Below are 20,953 nucleotides of genomic sequence, written 5' to 3' on the forward strand. Positions count from 1 at the left end.
GCCGACGGCTACGCCGTGACCGTCGCCGACACCTCTGGCGAAGTGGTCCTCACCGCCGACGCCCTGACGCTGCGGCCCTTCACCGCCGCACAGCTCACCGCTGGCCTGAAGGCCCCGCAGGAGAACGACGCCCCCCGCCCGTCCCGCACCCCGTCCCGCCGCAAGGCGGCCGCCGCGGTGTCCGGCGGCGGCAATGCGCTCCGCACCCGCCTGGAGGCGCTGCCGGCCGACGAGCAGCGGGCCGCGCTGATGGAGATCGTCGGCCGCCGCGCCGCGATCGTCCTCGAACAGCCGACCGGGCAGACCCTCGGCGAACATCTGCCGTTCCGCGACCTCGGGTTCACCTCGCTCACCGCCGTCGAACTGCGGGAGGCGCTGTCCGAGGAGACCGGGCTCAAGCTGCCGGCCACCCTCGTCTTCGACTACCCCACGCCCCGCACCCTCGTCGACCACCTGCTCGAGCAGGTGCTGGGCGGTGGCCCGGACTCCGCCGACGCCGCGCCGCAGGGCCGCTCGGCGGTCCTCGCCGACGACCCCATCGCCATCATCGGCATGAGCTGCCGCTACCCGGGCGGCGTGCAGAACGCCCAGGAGCTGTGGGACCTGGTGGCCACCGGCACCGACGCCGTGTCCGGCTTCCCCACCGACCGCGGCTGGGACCTCGACGCCCTCTACGACCCGGACCCCGACAACCCCGGCACCTGCTACGTGCACGAGGGCGGATTCCTGCACGACGCCAGCCGCTTCGACGCCACCTTCTTCGGCATCAGCCCGCGTGAGGCCGTCGCCATGGACCCGCAGCAGCGACTGCTGCTGGAGACGTCCTGGGAAGCCATGGAACACGCCGGGCTCGACGCGAACGGGCTGCGCGGAAGCAGGACCGGCGTCTTCGCCGGTGTCACCTACCAGGACTACGGCGGCCTGCTCAACGCGGCGATCGACGACTTCAGCGGCTTCCTCGGCACCGGCAACTCGCCGAGCGTGCTCTCCGGCCGGGTCGCGTACTCCTTCGGCCTCGAAGGCCCCGCCCTGACCATCGACACCGCCTGCTCCTCGTCGCTGGTCGCCCTGCACTCCGCGTGCCAGGCGCTGCGCGAGGGCGACTGCTCCATGGCGCTCGCGGGCGGCGTCACCGTCATGTCGACGCCCATCTCGCTCGTCGAGTTCAGCCGCCAGCGGGCCCTCGCCAAGGACGGTCGCTGCAAGCCGTTCTCCGAGGACGCCGACGGCGCCAGCTGGGCCGAGGGCGCGGGCATGCTGCTGCTGGAACGCCTCTCCGACGCCCGAAAGAACGGCCACCGCGTGCTCGCCGTCGTCAAGGGCGGCGCGGTCAACCAGGACGGCGCGTCCAACGGCCTGACCGCGCCGAACGGCCCCTCCCAGCAGCGTGTCATCCGCCACGCCCTCGCCAACGCCGGCCTCCAGCCGTCCGACATCGACGTCGTGGAGGCACACGGCACCGGCACCTCGCTCGGCGACCCGATCGAGGCGCAGGCCGTCCTCGCCACCTACGGCCAGGACCGGCCCGAGGGGCGGCCGCTGTGGCTCGGCTCCATCAAGTCCAACATCGGGCACGGCCAGGCCGCGGCGGGTGTCGCGGGCGTCATCAAGATGGTGTCGGCGATGCGGCACGGCGTCATGCCCAAATCGCTGCACGTCGGCGAGCCCACCTCGCACGTCGACTGGTCCGACGGCGACGTGGAACTGCTGGCCGAGGCGCGGGAATGGCCCGAGACCGGCCGTCCGCGCCGGGCAGGCGTCTCCGCGTTCGGCATGAGCGGCACCAACGCGCACGTGATCCTTGAGCAGGCACCGGCGGACGACCCCGTCGCACCGGCCGCCGACACGGAGCCGGGCGAAGCACCGGCCGCCGTGCCGTGGCTGGTCTCCGCCCGCAGCGACGCCGCACTCAAGGGTCAGGCGGCGGCGTTGGTGCCGTTGGCGGGTGGTGACCTCGACCGTGCCGCGGTGGGCTGGTCCCTGGCCACCGCACGGTCCCGGTTCGAGCACCGTGCGGTGGTGACGGGTGATTTCGGGGCGGGGCTTGCGGCTCTGGCGGGGGGTGAGCCTGCGGACAATGTGGTGGCGGGTGTGTCGGGGCCTGTGGGGCGGACGGCGTTTGTGTTTCCGGGTCAGGGTGCGCAGTGGGTCGGTATGGGTGCCGCTCTGCTGGATGCTTCGCCGGTGTTCGCTGGGTCGGTTGCTGCGTGTGAGGCGGCGATGTCGGGGTATGTGGACTGGTCGCTGGCGGCTGTGTTGCGGGGTGAGGAGGGGGCGCCGTCGCTGGAGCGGGTGGATGTGGTGCAGCCTGCGTCGTTTGCGGTGATGGTGTCTGTTGCGGCGTTGTGGCGGTCTTTTGGTGTGGAGCCGCAGGCGGTGATCGGGCATTCGCAGGGTGAGATCGCTGCTGCGTGTGTGGCGGGGATTTTGTCGCTGGAGGATGCGGCGCGGGTGGTGTGTCTGCGGAGCAGGGCGATCGCGGAGGTCGCGGGCTCGGGTGGCATGGCGTCCGTTGCTGTGTCGGTGGAGCGGGCGGAGGAGTTGATTGCTCGGTTCGAGGGCCGTGTCTCGGTGGCTGCGGTCAACGGGCCTTCGCAGGTGGTGGTTTCGGGCGAGGCTGCGGCTCTGGATGAGCTGGGTGCGGTCTGTGAGCGTGAAGAGGTGCGGTTCCGCCGGGTGGCGGTGGACTATGCGTCGCATTCGGTGGCGATGGAGGAGCTGCGCGAGACCCTGGCGACTGCCTTGGCCGGTGTGACGCCGCAGGCGGGCAGTGTGCCGTTGATGTCGACGGTGTCGGCGGAGGTGGTGGATCCGCTCAGCATGGATGCGGGGTACTGGTTCACGAATCTGCGGCAGCGGGTTCGGTTCTCCGAGGGTGTGGCGAAGTTGGCCTCGGAGGGTTTTGGTGTGTTCGCGGAGATGTCGTCGCATCCGGTGATGACCTCGGCGGTCGAGGCGACGGTGGACGCCATGGGTGGTGAACCCGTTGTGGTGACGGGGTCGTTGCGTCGTGAGGACGGTGGTCTGGACCGGTTCCTCGCCGGGCTCGCCGCGATCTGGGTGCGTGGGGCGCATGTGGACTGGTCGGTTGCCTTCGGCGACACTCCGCCGCCGACCGTTGACCTGCCCACCTACGCCTTCCAGCGCCAGTCGTACTGGCCGACGTTCGCCACGAGGGAGGACGTCTCCGGCTCCGAGGGCGGCGGTAGCGTCGTGGACGCCGAGTTCTGGGCCGCCGTCCAGCGCGGCGACGCCGCAGCGCTCGCGACGGCGCTCGACACCGACACCTCCGTCCTCGATCCGCTGATGCCGGCCCTCGCGGGCTGGCACCGGCAGCAGCAGGAGCAGAACACCACCGACGGCTGGCGCTACCGCGTCTCCTGGACGCCGCTCTCCCCCGAGGGCACTGCTCTCGCCACGGGTGCCTGGCTCGTCGTCACCACCGACGACGACGGCGACACCCCCGACGCATGGGCCGAGGCCGTGGCCGGTGAACTCGCCGCGCGTGGCGGGACCCCGCACCGCCTCCACCTGGACGACCGCCACCTCGACCGGGCCGCGCTGGCTCAGGTCCTGGGGGAGTACGGCGAACTCGCGGGCGTCGTCTCGCTACTGGCCCTGGACGGCCGCGACGCGGCCGGACACCCGGGCCTGCCCCTCGGCACCGGCCTGACCTCCGTGCTGCTCCAGGCGCTCGGCGACGCCGGGCTGACCGCGCCCGTGTGGACGCTGACCAGCGGCGCCGTCTCCGTCGCCCGCTGGGACGCCGTCACCGCGCCCGCTCAGGCCGCCGTCTGGGGCCTCGGACGCGTCGCCGCGCTGGAGCACCCGGACCGCTGGGGCGGCCTGGTCGACGTGTCCGGCACGCCCGACGCACGTGCCGCCCGACGGCTCGTCGACGCCGTCGCCGCAGGCGACGAGGACCAGGTCGCGCTGCGCGCGTCCGGTCTCTTCGGCCGCCGCCTGGTGCGCGCACCGCGCCCGGCAGGCGCGGACGCGCAGTGGACGCCGTCCGGCACCGTCCTCATCACGGGCGGTACGGGTGCCCTGGGCGCCCGGGTCGCACGCTGGGCCGTCGGCAACGGCGCCGCCCACGTGGTGCTGACCAGCCGTCGCGGGCCCGCCGCACCCGGCGCAGACGACCTGCGCCGTGAACTGGAGGAGGGCGGCGCCGCCGTCACCGTCGCGGCCTGCGACACCGCCGACCGCGCGCAGGTCGCTGCCGTCCTGGCCGCGATCCCGGCCGACCGGCCGCTCACCGCCGTGGTCCACGCGGCCGGTGTGCTGGACGACGGCATCCTCGACGCGCTCACTCCCGACCGCATCGCCGGCGTCATGGCACCCAAGGCCGGGGCCGCGCTGATCCTGGACGAGCTGACCGCGGACCTGGACTTGGACGCGTTCGTTCTGTTCGCCTCCACCGCTGGCATCTGGGGCGGTCCCGGACAGGCCAACTACGCCGCGGCCAACGCCGTACTGGACGCGGTCGCTGAACACCGCCGCGCCCGCGGCCGTGCCGCGACCTCCCTCGCCTGGGGCCCGTGGGCCGACGCGGGCATGGCCGACAGCGCAGCTGTCGAGGCACGGCAGCGCAAGGGCGGCGTGTACTCCCTCGCGCCCGACTCCGCGATGACGGTGCTGCAGCAGACCGTCGCCGACGGCGACCCGACGCTGACCGTCGCCGGCATCGACTGGGAGAAGTACGCGCCCGCGTTCACCGCGACCCGCCGCAGCGTGCTGCTCGACCAGATCCCCGAAGCGCGCAAGGCTCTGGACGCCGTCGCCGACGACGGGACGCCCGGCACACCCGACGGGCTCGCCTCCCACCTGGCCGGACTCTCCGAGGCGGAGCGGGACCGCGAACTCCTGGACCTGGTGCGCAAGCACGTGGTGGGAGTGCTCGGCTTCGCCTCCCCGTCCGACGTCGAGTCCAGTGCCGTGTTCTCCGCCATCGGCTTCGACTCGCTGACCGCGGTCGACCTGCGCAACAGGCTCGGCATGGTCACCGGCCTCCGCCTCCCGGCGACGCTGATCTTCGACTTCCCGACGCCGCAGGCGCTGATGCGTCACCTGCGCACGGAACTGGTCGGCTCCTCCGCCGAACAGCTCCCCGCGACCACCACGGCCGCGCCCGTCGCCGAAGCGGCCGGGACCGGCGACGACCCGATCGCCATCGTCGGCATGAGCTGCCGCCTCCCCGGCGGCGTCGGCTCGCCGGAGGCGTTCTGGCGGCTGCTGTCCGAAGGTGTCGACGCCATCTCCGACTTCCCCGCCGAACGTGGCTGGGACGTCGAGGGCGTCTACAGCGACGACAAGGACAAGGCCGGCACCACCTACACCCGGCACGGAGGATTCGTCGACGGCATCGCCGACTTCGACTCCACCCTGTTCGGCGTCAACCCGCGCGAGGCGCTGTCCATGGACCCGCAGCAGCGCCTGCTGCTGGAGGCCGTGTGGGAGGCAGCCGAGCGCTCCGGCATCGACCCGCTGTCCCTGGCAGGCAGCCGCACCGGCATGTTCGCCGGCAGCAACGGCTCCGACTACGGCGGCCTGCTCCTGGCCCAGCCGCAGGGCGCGGACGGCTACTTCATGACCGGCAACGCCGCCAGCGTGCTGTCCGGACGCATCGCCTACAGCCTCGGGCTGGAGGGCCCGGCGGTCACCGTCGACACGGCCTGCTCCTCCTCCCTGGTCGCCCTGCACCTGGCGGCGCAGGCGCTCCGCGCCGACGAGTGCTCGCTCGCGCTGGCCAGCGGCGTCACGCTCATCTCCACCCCGTCGCCGTTCGTGCAGTTCAGCCGCCAGCACGGCCTCGCCGTCGACGGCCGCTGCAAGGCGTTCTCCGACGACGCCGACGGCACCGGATGGGCCGAGGGCGTGGGCGTGCTGGTGCTGGAACGCCTCTCCGACGCCCGCCGCAACGGCCACACCGTGCTCGCCCTCGTCACCGGCTCCGCCACCAACCAGGACGGCGCGTCCAACGGACTGACCGCGCCCAACGGCCCCTCCCAGCAGCGGGTCATCCGGCAGGCCCTCGCGACTGCCGGGCTCACGCCCGCCGACGTCGACGCCGTCGAGGCGCACGGCACCGGCACCTCGCTCGGCGACCCGATCGAGGCGCAGGCCCTCCTCGCCACCTACGGGCAGGGCCGGGACGCCGGCACGCCGCTGTGGCTCGGCTCGGTGAAGTCCAACCTCGGTCACACGCAGGCCGCGGCGGGTGTCGCGGGCGTCATGAAGATGGTGCTCGCCATGCGGCACGAAGTGCTGCCGAAGTCCCTGCACATCTCCGCACCGTCCAGCCACATCGACTGGTCGGCGGGCGCCGTGGAACTCCTCGCGGAGTCCCGCCCGTGGGAGCGCACCGACAGGCCGCGACGCGCCGGTGTCTCCTCGTTCGGGATCAGCGGCACCAACGCCCACGTCATCATCGAGGAGGCCCCGGCAGAGAGCACCGAGGAGGCCGCGGACCGCACCGGCACGCCGCTCCCCGTCCTGCCGTGGCCGGTTTCGGCCAAGACCGCCGTCGGACTCGCCGAACAGGCGGGCAGGCTGCTCGCCGGCCCGGCCGCCGACGGTTCCGGCGCCGACCCCCTCGACGTGGCCTTCTCCCTGGCCACCACGCGCGCGGCGCTCGACCACCGCGCGGTGGTCGTCGGCGGCGACACCGCCGCACTCCGCGCCGGACTGGAGGCGCTGACCACCGGCGAGAACGCCACCGGCCTGGTCCGTGACGCCGTCGCCGGCGAGGGTCTGACCGCGTTCGTGTTCTCCGGCCAGGGCGGCCAGCGCGCCGGAATGGGCCGCGAACTCAGCCAGGCGTTCCCCGTCTTCGACGACGCGCTGCACGAGGTCTGCGCCCACTTCGACGCCGTCCTCGACCGTCCGCTGCGCGAGGTGATGTTCGAGGACCCGGACGGCCTGCTGCGGCAGACGGGCTGGGCGCAGCCCGCGCTGTTCGCGGTCGAGGTGGCGCTGTTCCGCCTCGCCGAGTCCTGGGGCCTGCGCCCGGACTACCTCGCCGGCCACTCCGTCGGCGAGCTGGCCGCGGCACACGTCGCCGGCGTCCTCACCCTCCAGGACGCCTGCGCGCTGGTCACCGCCCGCGCCACGCTGATGCAGGCGCTGCCCGAGGGCGGCGCCATGTGGGCGGTGCGCGCCACCCCTGAGGAGGTCGAACCGCACCTGGTGGACGGCGCGTCGCTCGCCGCCTTGAACGCCCCCGGCCAGGTCGTCGTCTCCGGCGCCCGGGAAGCCGTCGAGCAGGTCGCCTCCGTCCTGGAGGAAGGGCGGCAGTCGCGGTGGCTGGAGGTCAGCCACGCCTTCCACTCCGTCCTGATGGACCCGATGCTGGACGACTTCCGCAAGGCCGCCGCCGGCATCACCATGGAACGCCCCCGCATCCCTGTCGTCTCGACCCTCACCGGCGAACCCGTACGGGAGTTCACCGCCGACTACTGGGTGGACCAGCTGCGCGGCACCGTCCGCTTCGCGGACGCCACGGCACGTCTCGCCGCCGAGGGCGTCACCCGGTTCGTCGAACTCGGCCCGGACGCCTCCCTCGTCGGCGCCGTGGAGGAGACCAGCGACGACGCGCTCGCCGTCGCCCTCCTGCGCCGCGACCGCTTCGAACCGGAGACCACCGTCACCGCCCTCGCCCGGCTGTGGGCGCACGGAGGCACGGTCGACTGGGCGGCGTTCTTCGCCCCCACCCCGGCCCGCGTCACCGGCCTGCCCACGTACGCTTTCCAGCACCGGTCGTTCTGGCCGGAACCGGCCGTGGCCCCGCGCGGCGACGTCACCGCCGCCGGGCTCAGCGACGCCGGGCACCCGCTGCTGGGCGCCGCGGTCACCCTCGCCGGCGACGGCGGAACCCTCTTCACCAGCCGGCTCAGCCTGCGCGACCACGCCTGGATCGCCGACCACGACGTCCTGGGCACGGTCCTCTTCCCCGGCACCGGTTTCCTGGAGCTGGCGCTGCGGGCGGCGGCCGAGGTCGGCTGCGATCAGGTCGAGGAACTCACCCTCGCCGCACCGCTGATGATGCCGCAGGACGGCGCTGTGCAGCTCCAGCTCGCCGTCGGCGCCCCCGACCCCTCCGGACTGCGCACCGTGCAGATCCACTCCCGGGCCGAAGGCGCCACGCCCGGCACCCCGTGGACGCTGCACGCCACCGGCACCCTCGGCGACGCCCCCGCGGCGGAGGAGCCGGACGGTCTCGCCGCCTGGCCGCCGCCCGGCGCCGAACCCCTCGACGTCTCCGGCTTCTACGACATGTACCTCCAGGGCGGCTTCACCTACGGCCCGTCCTTCCGGGGGCTCCGCCAGGCCTGGCGGGCCGGCGACGACGTGTACGCCGAGATCTCGCTGCCCGCCGAGTTCGACGCGGAGACTGCCCGCTACGGCATCCACCCGCCGCTGCTCGACGCGGCCGTGCAGGCGCTGACGTTCATCGCCCTCGACGGCAGCGGCGAGAGCAGGCTGCCGTTCTCCTGGTCCGGCGTCTCGCTGTACGCCTCCGGCGCGTCCGCGCTGCGCGTACGGCTGGCCCAGTCCGGCCCGGACGCGCTGAGCATGGACATCGCCGACGGCACCGGCCGCCCGGTCGCCGCTGTGGAGTCGCTGGCCATGCGGCAGGTCTCCGCCGCGCAGCTGCGCCCGGCCGGAAACGCCTACCCCGACGCGATGTTCCAGCTCGACTGGTCCCCGGCCCAGGTCGGCGGGGACGACGCGACCGACACCGCGGCCTGGGCCGTGCTCGGCGCCGACAGCCTCGGCCTGACCGACGCCCTCGGCGCCCGTCCCGTCGCGGACCTCGCCGACCTCGCCACGTCCGACGCCCCCGCCGTGGTGCTGGTGCCCTGCGTCGGCGTCACCGGGGACGACCCGGACCCGGACGCCATGGCCGACGCGGCACGGCGGCTGTCCCACGACGTGCTGGCAGTGCTCCAGCAGTGGCTCGCCGACAGCCGGTACGGGCGAAGCGAGCTGGTGTTCGTCACCCGCGGCGCCGTCGCCCCCGACGAAGCCGAAGGGCTCGCCGACCCGGCCGCCGCCACCGTGTGGGGCCTCGTACGGTCCGCGCAGACCGAGGAGCCCGGCCGGTTCCGGCTCGTCGACCTCGACGACGCCACCCGGGCCTCCGCCCTGCTGCCGGGTGTCCTGGCCTCCGACGAGACCCAGGTCGCGGTCCGCGGCGGCACGGTCCGCGCCGCCCGCCTGACGCGGCTGACCGGCGCCTCGGACGACGGAGCGCTGCTCCCGCCCGCCGACACCGGCACCTGGCGTCTGGACACCACCGGCCGCGGCTCGCTGGCCCACCTCACCCTCGCCCCCGACGACGCGCTGCGCGAGCCGCTCGCACCCGAGCAGGTACGGGTGTCCGTACGGGCCGCCGGCCTCAACTTCCGCGACGTGCTCAACGCCCTCGACATGTACCCCGGCGACCCCGGCCCGATGGGCGTCGAGGGAGCGGGCGTCATCACCGAGACCGGCTCCGGCGTCACCGGCTTCCGGCCGGGCGACCGCGTCCTGGGCATGTTCGGCAAGGCGTTCGGCCCGGTGTCCGTCGCCGACCATCGCATGATCGCGCGGATGCCGGACGACTGGTCATTCGAACAGGCCGCGTCCGCACCGATCGTGTTCCTCACCGCCTACTACGGCCTGGTCGAGCTCGCCAAGCTGCGGCCCGGCGAGTCGGTGCTGGTGCACGCCGCCGCGGGCGGCGTCGGCATGGCCGCCACCCAGATCGCACGCCACCTCGGCGCCGACGTGTTCGGCACCGCGAGCGCACCCAAGCAGGACACCCTGCGCGCCCAGGGCCTCGCCGACGACCACATCGCCTCCTCCCGCGACCTCGCCTTCGAGGACCGGTTCCGGGCCGTGGCCGAGGGCGGCCGTGTGGACGTCGTCCTCAACTCCCTCGCCGGGGAGTACGTCGACGCGTCGCTGCGCCTCCTCACCACCGGAGGCCGCTTCCTGGAGATGGGCAAGACCGACGTCCGCACGCCCGAGGCCGTCGCGGAGAGCCACCCTGGCGTCGGCTACCACGCCTTCGACCTCGTCGAGGCCGGTGCCGAACGCATCGGGGAGATGCTGGCCGAGGTGCTCCGCCTCATCGGCGAAGGGGCCCTCACCCCGCTGCCGACGAAGACCTGGGACGTCCGCCGCGCCCCCGAGGCGTACCGGTACGTGCAGCAGGCCAAGCACATCGGCAAGGTCGTGCTCACCATGCCGAAGCCGATCGACCCGGACGGGACCGTCCTGGTCACCGGTGGCACCGGCGGCCTCGGCCGCTACGTCGCCCGCCACCTGGTGCAGCAGCACGGCGTCCGTCACCTGCTGCTCACCAGCAGGCGCGGAGAGGCGGCCGACGGGGCGGCCGCGTTCCGCGACGAACTCGCCGCGCTCGGCGCCACCGTCACCCTCGACGCGTGCGACGCCGCCGACCGGGACGCGCTGCGTGCCACCCTGGGCCGCGTTCCCGCCGACCACCCGCTCACCGCCGTGGTGCACGTCGCCGGAGTCGTCGACGACGGCGTCCTCTCCGCCCTCGACCCCGGCCGTATGGACACCACCCTGCGGCCCAAGATGGACGCCGCGCTCAACCTGTACACCCTCACCCGCGACGCCGACCTGGCCGCCTTCGTGCTCTTCTCCGGAGCCGCCGGCACCTTCGGCGGCGCCGGACAGGGCAACTACGCCGCGGCCAATGCCTTCGTCGACGAGTTCGCCCGCTGGGCACGCCACCGCGGCACCCCCGCCGTGGCGCTGGCCTGGGGACCGTGGGTCGCCGACCGCGGCATGACCGGGCACCTCACCGAGACCGACTTCGCCCGCATGGCGCAGGCCGGCCTCCGGCCGCTCGGCGAACAGCAGGGCATGGCGCTGCTCGACTTCGCGCTCCGCGCCGACCGGGCCGCGGTGCTCCCCATGCGGTTCGACGCCGGCTCCGCCGCGGGCGGCGACGGCCCCGTGCCGCCGCTGCTGCGCGCCCTCGCCGGTACGTCCACCCGCCGCACGGCCGCCGCCTCCGCTCCCGCGGCGGCGCAGTCGGACACCGCGGACCTGCGCCGCACCCTGGGCGCACTGCCCGCCGACGAACGGGTCGACCACCTGGTGGACCTGGTCTGCGTCGAGGCCGCCGCCGTCCTCGGACACGGCTCGGCCGACGAGGTCGACCCCGAACAGGCCTTCAACGACGCGGGATTCGACTCCCTGACCGCCATCGAGCTGCGCAACCGGATGAACTCCCTCACCGGAAGCCGGCTCCCGGCCACGCTGATCTTCGACTACCCGACGCCCGTGGCGCTCGCCGAGTACGTGTGCGCCGTGCTCGACCCGGGCGACGGGGGCGGCGAGGGAACGGCCGGCCCGGCGGGCGAAGGGGCGGGTGCAGCGGCGACCGCGACGGACGCCTCCGCGCTCGACGAGATCGCCCGGCTGGAGAAGCTGCTCGACCGCCTGGCCGCGGGCGGCGGCGTGAACGGGGCGGTCGGGGAGCGCCTCGGCGCGCTGGCGGCCAAGTGGTCCGCGCACGCCACGCCGGCCACCACCGCCCCGGAGGCGGCGGACCACGGTGACGAGGACGACGAACTGGAATCGGCGACGGCCGACGAACTCTTCAAGCTGATCGACGGCGAGTTCGGCGGTACGTCTTGAGCGAGGACAAGGTTGTGGGCAACTCCGACGGCGAGCAGAAGCTGCTCGACTACCTCAAGAAGGTCACCGGCGACCTCCGGCAGGCGCACCGGCGGCTGCGCGACCTGGAGGCCGCGAACAACGAGCCCATCGCCGTCATCGGGATGAGCTGCCGCTTCCCCGGCGACGTGCGCACGCCGGAAGACCTGTGGCAGCTCCTCGCCGACGGCGGCGACGGCATGGGTGCCTTCCCCGTCGACCGCGGCTGGGACCTGGAAGCGCTCTACAACGCCGACCACACGCAGGCCGGCACCAGCTACACCCGGGTCGGCGGCTTCGTCCACGACGCCACCACCTTCGACGCCGGCTTCTTCGGGATGAGCCCCCGCGAGGCCATGGCCATGGACCCGCAGCAACGCATGCTGCTCCAGGCGTCCTGGGAGGCGTTCGAGCACGCGGGCATCGACCCGCACGGCCTGAAGAACACCGACACCGGCGTCTTCGTCGGCGCCGCCTCCACCGGCTACGGCACCCACCTCACCGCCCTCCCCGAGGGCGTCGAGGGCTACATGCTCACCGGCAACTCCATGGCCGTCGCCTCCGGCCGCATCGCCTACACGCTCGGGCTGAAGGGCCCGGCCGCCACCATCGACACCGCCTGTTCGTCGTCGCTGGTGGCCCTGCACATGGCCGTGCAGGCGCTGCGCTCAGGCGACTGCTCCCTCGCCCTCGTCGGCGGCGTCACCGTCATGTCGACGCCCGGCATGTTCCTGGAGTTCAGCCGCCAGCAGGGCCTCGCCACCGACGGCCGGTGCAAGGCGTTCTCCGACGACGCCGACGGCACCGGCTGGAGCGAGGGCGTCGGCCTGATCGTCCTCGGCAAGCTCTCCGACGCGCGCAAGCACGGCCACCGCGTGCTCGCCGTCGTCAAGGGCTCCGCCATCAACCAGGACGGCGCCTCCAACGGCCTCACCGTCCCCAACGGCCCCTCCCAGCAGGGCGTCATCACGCAGGCTCTGGCCGGCGCCGGGCTGAAGGCGTCCGAGGTGGACGCGGTCGAGGCGCACGGCACCGGTACGTCCCTGGGTGACCCGATCGAGGCGCAGGCGCTGCTCGCCACGTACGGGCAGGACCGGGAGGCGGACCGGCCGCTGTGGCTGGGGTCGGTGAAGTCCAACATCGGGCACACGCAGGCCGCGGCGGGCGTCGCGGGCGTGATGAAGATGATCCTCGCCCTCCAGCACGAACGGCTGCCGAAGTCCCTGTACGTCGGCACGCCCTCCACCCACGTCGACTGGTCGGCGGGCGCGGTGGAACTGCTCGCGGAGTCCCGCCCGTGGGCCCGTACCGACGAGCGCCCGCGGCGGGCCGGCGTGTCCTCGTTCGGCATCAGCGGCACCAACGCCCACGTGATCATCGAGGAGCCCCCGGCGGAGGAACCGGCCGAGCAGGACGGCGCCGCCGTCCCACCTCCGGTCGTTCCGTGGCTGCTCACCGCCAGGCAGCCCGAGGCCCTGCCCCGGCTCGCCGCACGTCTGCGCACCTCCCTCGCCGCCCGGCCGGACACCGCGCCCGCGGCCGTCGGCCGCACCCTGGCCACCCACCGCGCCGTGTTCGAACAGCGCGCCGTCGTGCTCGCGACCGACACGGACTCCGCACTCTCTCAACTCGACGCGCTCGCAGGGGACAAGCCGTCCCCGCACGTCGTCCGGGGGACCGCGGCACGCGGCGGCGGCCGTGCGCGCGGTCGTACGGCGTTCGTGTTCTCGGGGCAGGGTGGTCAGCGGGCGGGGATGGGGCGTGAACTCGCGGCTGTGTTTCCGGTGTTCGCGGAGGCGCTGGGGGAGGTGTGTGCGCATTTCGAGGGTCTGCGTGAGGTGATGTTCGAGGACGGCGAGGGTGTGCTGCGGCAGACGGGGTGGGCGCAGCCTGCGTTGTTCGCGGTGGAGGTGGCGCTGTTCCGTCTGGTGGAGTCGTGGGGGGTGAAGCCGGACTATCTGGTGGGTCATTCGGTGGGTGAGCTGGCGGCCGCCCATGTGGCGGGGGTGTTGTCGCTGGCGGATGCGTGTGTGCTGGTGAAGGCGCGGGCGTCGTTGATGCAGGCGCTGCCGGAGGGCGGCGCTATGTGGGCGGTGCGCGCGACCCCGGAGGAGGTCGAACCGCACCTGGTGGAGGGCGTGTCGGTCGCCGCGGTCAACGCCCCGGGTCAGGTCGTGGTCTCCGGTGCACGGGAGGCCGTGGAGCAGGTCGCGGCCGTGCTGGGGGAGGGGCGGCAGTCGCGGTGGCTGGAGGTCAGCCATGCCTTCCACTCCGTCCTGATGGACCCGATGCTGGAGGACTTCCGCCGCGCCGCCGCAGGCGTCACCTTCCACCCGGCGAAGACACCGCTCGTCTCCACCCTGACCGGGGAGCGGATACGGGAGTTCACCGCCGACTACTGGGTGGACCAGCTGCGCGGCACCGTCCGCTTCGCCGACGCCATGGCACGCCTCCGCGCCGACGGGGTCACCCGCTGCATCGAAGTGGGCCCGGACGCGAGCCTGGTCGGTGCGATCGGCGAGACCTGCGAGGACGACGTCCTCGCCGTGGCCGCCCTGCACCGCGACAAGCCGGAGGCACAGGCCATCCTCGCCGCCGTCTCCCTGCTCTGGACGCACGGCCTCCGCGTGGACTGGGACGCGTTCTTCGCACCGTCCGGCGCCCGGACCGTCGACCTGCCCACCTACCCCTTCGCCCGCGACCGCTACTGGATGGAGAATCCCGAAGGCGCGCAGCACACGTCCCGCGCCGTCGGTGACACGGCGGACGCGGAGCTGTGGAACGCGCTCGAGAACGCGGACGCCGAGTCGTTCGCGGCCGAACTGGGCCTCGGCGCCGAATCCTCCCTGCGCGAGACCCTGCCCGCCCTGTCCGCGTGGCAGAAGCAGCGCCGCGCACGCGCCGAGGTCGACCGCCTCCGCTACGAGATCACCTGGCAGTCGGTGGTCACCGAGGAGGCCGGGGACGTCTCCGGCGGCTGGCTGATCGTGCAGGCGCAGGGGCCGGAAGAGCCGTGGGCCGACGCCCTGGCCGACGCCCTCGCAGCCCGCGGAGCCCAGGTGAGCCGGCTGGACGTGGCCACCGGCACCACGTCGCGCGGTGAACTCGCAGACCGGCTCGGCGCGTTCGCGGACTGCGGACGCGTGGTGTCGTTTCTCGGCCAGGACGAGTCGGAGCAGCGAGGCCCGGCGTCCACCATGGTGCTGGTGCAGGCGCTCGCGGACGCCGGAAGCGACGCCCGCCTCTGGGCGGTGACCTCCGGCGCGGTCGCCGGCGGTCCCGGGGAGACGGTGACGCATCCGGTACGGGCCGGTGTCTGGGGCCTCGGCCGCGTGGTGGCGCTGGAGGAGCCCGACCGCTGGGGCGGGCTGGTGGACGTTCCCGACGTACCGGAGAAGGGCGCGGTCGGGCGTCTGGCGGAAGTGCTGGCCGGAGGTGCGGGAGAGGAGGACCAGCTCGCGGTGCGCGGCGGCGCGGTGCTGGGCCGCCGTCTGACGCCTGCCCGGCAGGCGGAGCCGGTGTGGGCGCCGTCGGGGACGGTGCTGGTCACAGGTGGTACGGGTGCGTTGGGCGCGCGGGTCGCCCGGTGGGTGCTGGAGCGTGGTGCCGAGGGTGTGGTGCTGGTCTCCCGCCGGGGCATGGACGCCCCCGGTGCGGCTGAGCTGCGCGATGAGCTGACGCCGCTGGGCGGCGTGGACGTCGTCGCCTGCGACGCGGGTTCCGCCGCCGAACTCGACGCCCTCTTCGTCCGGTTCGAGGTGTCGGCGGTCGTGCACTGCGCGGGCGTGCTGGACGACGGTGTGGTGGACGGTCTGACCGCCGACCGGCTCGCGGGCGTGTGGGCGGGGAAGGCGGGCGCGGCCTGGAATCTGCACCGTGCGGCCGAGGGCCGGGAGCTGGACGCGTTCGTGCTGTTCTCGTCCGCGGCCGGTGTGTGGGGCGGTGCCGGGCAGGGCTCGTACGCGGCCGCGAACGCGGCGCTGGACGCGCTGGCCGACCACCGCCGGGCCCGGGGTCTTCCGGCGGCGTCGGTGGCGTGGGGTCCGTGGGCGGAGGGCGGCATGGCCGCCGACGATGTGGTGCAGGCCCGTGCCGAGCGTGGCGGTCTGACCCCGCTCGACCCCGAGATCGCCGTCGGGCTGCTGGACTGCGTCTCCGGCTGCGTGACCGTCGCGGACGTCGACTGGACGACGTTCGTCCCGGCCATGACCGCACTGCGCCGCTCCTCCCTGTGGGAGCACATCGCCCCCGCCGGCACACTGCCGGCCGCCGCCACCCCGGCCGAGGGCGGTCTGCGTGAACGCCTCGCGGGCGCGTCCGCCGCCGCCCGCCGGTCGACGGTGACCGAGCTGGTGCGCGGCCAGGTCGCCGCCGTCCTCGGCTTCGCCGACCCCTCGGCCGTCGAACTCGGCGTGGCCTTCCGTGAGCTGGGATTCGACTCGCTCACCGCCGTCGAACTGCGTAACGCGCTGACCGCCGCGAGTGGCCTGAAGCTGCCCTCCACCCTCGTCTTCGACTACCCGACCGTGGAAGCTCTCGCCGGCCACCTCCTCGGTGAACTGTCCGGAGAGATCGCCGACTCCGCCGAGGCTCCGGTCACCGCCACCGTCGTCACGGGGGACGACCCCGTGGTCGTGGTGGGCATGGGCTGCCGCTTCCCGGGCGGTGTGGACTCCCCGGACGGCCTGTGGACCCTGCTTGCCGACGGTGTCGACGCCATGGGCCCCTTCCCGCTCGACCGCGGCTGGGAACTCGACCCGCACCTCGGCTCCGGCTTCGTCCCGGTCGGCGGCTTCCTCGACGGAGCCACCGACTTCGACGCCGGTCTGTTCGGCATCTCCCCGCGTGAGGCCCTGGCGATGGACCCGCAGCAGCGCGTGCTGCTGGAGGTGGCCTGGGACTCGCTCGAACGTGCCGGCATCGCCCCGCTGTCGCTGCGCGGCACGCCCGTCGGCGTGTTCGTCGGCACCAACGGCCAGGACTACGGCGCCCTTCTCGCTGCCTCCGCCGAATCCGTCGAGGGCTACGGCGCCACCGGCAACTCCGGCAGCGTGCTGTCCGGCCGCGTCAGCTACGTGCTCGGCCTCGAAGGACCCGCGGTCACCGTGGACACCGCGTGCTCCGCATCCCTGGTCGCGCTGCACCAGGCGGCCCACGCGCTGCGGTCCGGCGAGTGCTCACTGGCACTGGCGGGCGGCGTGACTGTGATGTCGACGCCGGGCGCGTTCGCCGAGTTCGCCGCCCAGAGCGGCCTCGCGGGCGACGGCCGGTGCAAGGCGTTCTCCGACGACGCCGACGGCACCGGATGGGCCGAGGGCGTGGGCGTGCTGGTGCTGGAACGCCTCTCCGACGCCCGCCGCAACGGTCACCACGTCCTGGCGACCGTGCGCGGCTCGGCGGTCAACCAGGACGGCGCGTCCAACGGTCTGACCGCCCCCAACGGGCCGTCCCAGCAGCGCGTCATCCGGCAGGCGCTCGCCCAGGCGGGCGTGCGGGCGTCCGAGGTGGACGCCGTCGAGGCGCACGGCACCGGTACGTCCCTGGGCGACCCGATCGAGGCACAGGCCCTCCTCGCCACGTACGGCAAGGACCGGGAGGCGGACCGTCCGCTGTGGCTGGGGTCGGTCAAGTCCAACCTCGGTCACACGCAGGCCGCGGCGGGCGTCGCGGGCGTGATGAAGATGATCCTCGCCCTCCAGCACGAACGGCTGCCGAAGTCCCTGCACATCGGCGAACCGTCGTCCCACGTGGACTGGTCGAGCGGCGCCGTACGGCTCCTCGCGGACGCCCGCGACTGGCCCGGCACGGACGGCCCCCGCCTCGCGGGCGTCTCGTCCTTCGGCGTCAGCGGCACCAACGCCCACGTGATCATCGAGGGCGCCCCCGTGACACCGGACGAGGCGGAGAGCGCGGCCGACGGTCCGGCCGCGGAACTGCCCGTCCTTCCGTGGCTGGTCTCCGCGAAGACCGCCGGGGGCGTGGCGTCCCAGGCCGCACGGTTGCTGTCGGCCGTCGAAGGACGGCCGGGAGCGGACGTGGGCCTGACGCTGGCCACGGCCCGCTCGGGCCTGGACCACCGCGCCGCCGTGATGGGTGAGGACGCGGCCGAACTGCGCCACGGCCTCGCCGCCCTGGCTGCGGGCGAACCCGCCGCCGGTCTCGTGTCCGGCCAGCCCGTGGACGGTCTCACCGGTTTCGTGTTCTCGGGGCAGGGTGGTCAGCGGGCGGGGATGGGGCGTGAGCTCTCCGAGGCGTTCCCGGTGTTCGCGGAGGCGCTGGACGAGGTGTGTGCGCATTTCGAGGGTCTGCGTGAGGTGATGTTCGAGGACGGCGACGGTGTGCTGCGGCAGACGGGGTGGGCGCAGCCCGCGCTGTTCGCGGTCGAGGTGGCGCTGTTCCGCCTCGTCACGTCCTGGGGCGTGAAGCCGGACTACCTCGTGGGTCATTCGGTGGGTGAGCTGGCGGCCGCCCACGTCGCGGGGGTGTTGTCGCTGGCGGATGCGTGTGCGCTGGTGAAGGCCCGTGCGTCGTTGATGCAGGCGCTGCCGGAGGGCGGCGCCATGTGGGCCGTCCGCGCCACCCCGGAGGAGGTCGAACCGCACCTGGTGGAGGGCGTCTCGGTCGCCGCGGTCAACGCGCCCGGCCAGGTCGTGGTCTCCGGCGCCCGCGAGGCCGTCGAACAGGTCGCCGGGGCGCTGCCGGACCTGGACGGACGGTGGCTGGAGGTCAGCCACGCCTTCCACTCCGTCCTGATGGACCCCATGCTCGACGCGTTCCGCCGCGCCGCCGCGGGGACGGCCTTCCGGCGCCCCGATGTGCCGATCGTCTCCACTCTCACCGGCGACCTGGTCGAGGAGTTCACCGCCGACTACTGGGCCGACCAGGTGCGCGGCACCGTCCGCTTCGCGGACGCCACCGCCCGCGCCCGGGCACTGGGCGTGTCCCGGTTCCTGGAACTCGGCCCGGACGCGAGCCTGGTCGGTGCGATCGGCGAGACCTGCGAGGACGGCGCCGTCGCGGTGGCCCTGCTGCGCCGTGAGAAGCCCGAACCGCGTACGGCCGTGACCGCTCTGGCCCGCTTCTGGGCGCACGGCGGCACCGTCGACTGGGCGGCGTACTTCGCCCCCGCCGGCGCGCACGCCACCGCGCTTCCCACCTACGCCTTCCAGCGTCAGCGTTACTGGCCGCAGTTCCCCGTGGCAGCCCCTGCCGTCGGCGGGGCGGACGGCACCTTCTGGGAGGCCGTCGAGTCCGCCGACGCGGAACGCTTCGCCGCCGAGTTCGGCATCGATCTGGAAGCGCCGCTGCGGGACACCCTCCCGGCGCTCTCCGCCTGGCAGCAGCGACGGCGGGAACGCGCGGCCGTGGACCGGCTGCGGTACGAGGTCTCCTGGTCCCCGGTCGGCCTCACGGCGGGCACGGTCGTCTCGGGCGACTGGCTGATCGTCGAACGCGACGGCTCGGACGACCCCTGGGCCGCCGCGCTGGGCGAGGAACTGGCGCGACGCGGCGCGAAGGCCGCCTCGGTGCGTCTCACCGCGGCCGACCTGGAACGCGCTCCGCTGGCCGAGCGGCTGCGCGAGGCCGGGCAGTGCTCGCACGTCGTCTCCTTCCTCGGGCAGGAGGAGCCGGAGCAGGGCGGCCCGGCGTCCACCATGCTGCTGGTGCAGGCGCTCGCCGACGCCGGAAGCGACGCCCGACTCTGGGCGGTGACGTCGGGCGCCGTCTTCGCCGGACCCGGTGACGCGGTCGCCCATCCCGAACGCGCCGGTGTCTGGGGTCTGGGTCGTGTGGTGGCGCTGGAGGAGCCCGACCGCTGGGGCGGTCTGGTGGACGTTCCCGAGGCGCCGGACACGACGGCGGTCGGCCGGCTGGCCGAGGTGCTGGCGGGTGCCGCTCCCGGCGAGGACCAGCTCGCGGTGCGCGGCACCGCGGTGCTGGGCCGACGACTGACGCCTGCCCGTGAAGCGGAGGAGGTGTGGTCGCCGTCGGGGACGGTGCTGGTCACGGGCGGTACGGGTGCGCTGGGGGCGCGGGTCGCCCGGTGGGTGCTGGAGCGTGGTGCCGAGGGCGTGGTGCTGGTCTCCCGCCGGGGCATGGACGCCCCGGGCGCGAGCGAACTCCGCGACCAGCTGACGCCGCTCGGCCGGGTAGACGTCGTGGGCTGCGACGTCGGCGACCCCGCCCAGGTCAAGGACCTGTTCGGCCGTTTCGACGTCTCTGCCGTCGTGCACTGCGCGGGCGTGCTGGACGACGGTGTGGTGGACGGTCTGACCGCCGACCGGCTCGCGGGCGTGTGGTCCGGGAAGGCGGGCGCCGCCTGGAACCTGCACCGCGCGGCCGACGGCCGCGAGCTGGACGCGTTCGTGCTGTTCTCCTCCGCCGCCGGCGTGTGGGGCGGTGCCGGGCAGGGCTCCTATGCGGCCGCCAACGCGGCGCTGGACGCCCTCGTGGAGCACCGCCGCGCCCAGGGGCTGACCGCGGCCTCGCTCGCCTGGGGCCCCTGGGCCGAGGGGGGCATGGCCGCCGCCGACGTCGTGCAGGCCCGCGTGGCGCGCGGCGGTCTGACCCCGCTCGACCCGGACGTCGCCGTGGGCGTGCTGGAGTCGGCGTCCGGCTGCGTCACCGTGGCCGACGTGGACTGGGCGGCGTTCGTGCCCGCCGCGACCGCGCTGCGCCCCAACGCCCTGTGGGAGCAGATCGCGCCCGCGCACACCCGCGCCCAGGCCGGGCCCGCTACCGCCGCCGAGGGCGGACTGCGCGCACGCCTCGCGAGTGCGGCCCCGACCGCCCGCAAGGGCATCGTCACCGACGTCGTCCGCGGTCAGGTTGCCGCCGTGCTCGGCTTCACCGATGCCTCAGCCGTCGAACTCGGCGTCGCCTTCCGCGATCTGGGTTTCGACTCCCTCACCGCCGTCGAACTGCGCAACGCGCTGTCCGCCGAGACCGGCCTGAAACTGCCCTCGACCCTCGTCTTCGACTACCCCACGGCCCTCGGCCTCGCCGAGTTCCTGCTCGGCGAGCTGGGCGCGGACTCCGCCGGGGGCGGCCGGGACGCCGACGGCGACCTCGACCGGCTGGAGGCCACCCTGCTCGCCCTGCCCGCCTCCGAAGTAACCCGGATGAAGGTGACCGCCCGGCTGCAACAGCTAATGAAACGCCTGGACGCAGCCGCGGACGCTGACGGCGGGCCCGACGTCTCCGCGAAGATCGAGGCCGCGACGGCCGACGACATCTTCGACCTGATCGACAACGAGATCGGAACGCGGTGAGC

The 20,953-nt window shown here is 74.1% G+C and carries 2 protein-coding genes (1 of these 2 cut by a window edge); both read left to right on the forward strand.

Annotated features, from left to right (window positions below; genetic code table 11):
- A protein-coding gene (locus E4198_RS18135) for a type I polyketide synthase (RefSeq protein WP_136184093.1) crosses the window boundary here: on the forward strand, positions 1-11,661 show its 3' end. Its footprint begins 12,516 nt before the window's first position; the window shows 11,661 of its 24,177 coding nt (coding positions 12,517-24,177); its start codon lies beyond the left edge, outside the window; the stop codon is at positions 11,659-11,661.
- Positions 11,658-20,951 carry a type I polyketide synthase gene (locus E4198_RS18140; protein WP_247597729.1) on the forward strand — a complete coding sequence of 3,098 codons (9,294 nt, stop codon included), beginning with the start codon at positions 11,658-11,660 and terminating at the stop codon, positions 20,949-20,951. Before E4198_RS18135 ends, E4198_RS18140 begins: the two co-directional genes overlap by 4 nt.
- The last annotated feature ends 2 nt before the right edge of the window (positions 20,952-20,953 follow it).

The sequence above is a fragment of the Streptomyces sp. RKND-216 genome (assembly GCF_004795255.1).
Taxonomy (GTDB): domain Bacteria; phylum Actinomycetota; class Actinomycetes; order Streptomycetales; family Streptomycetaceae; genus Streptomyces; species Streptomyces hazeniae.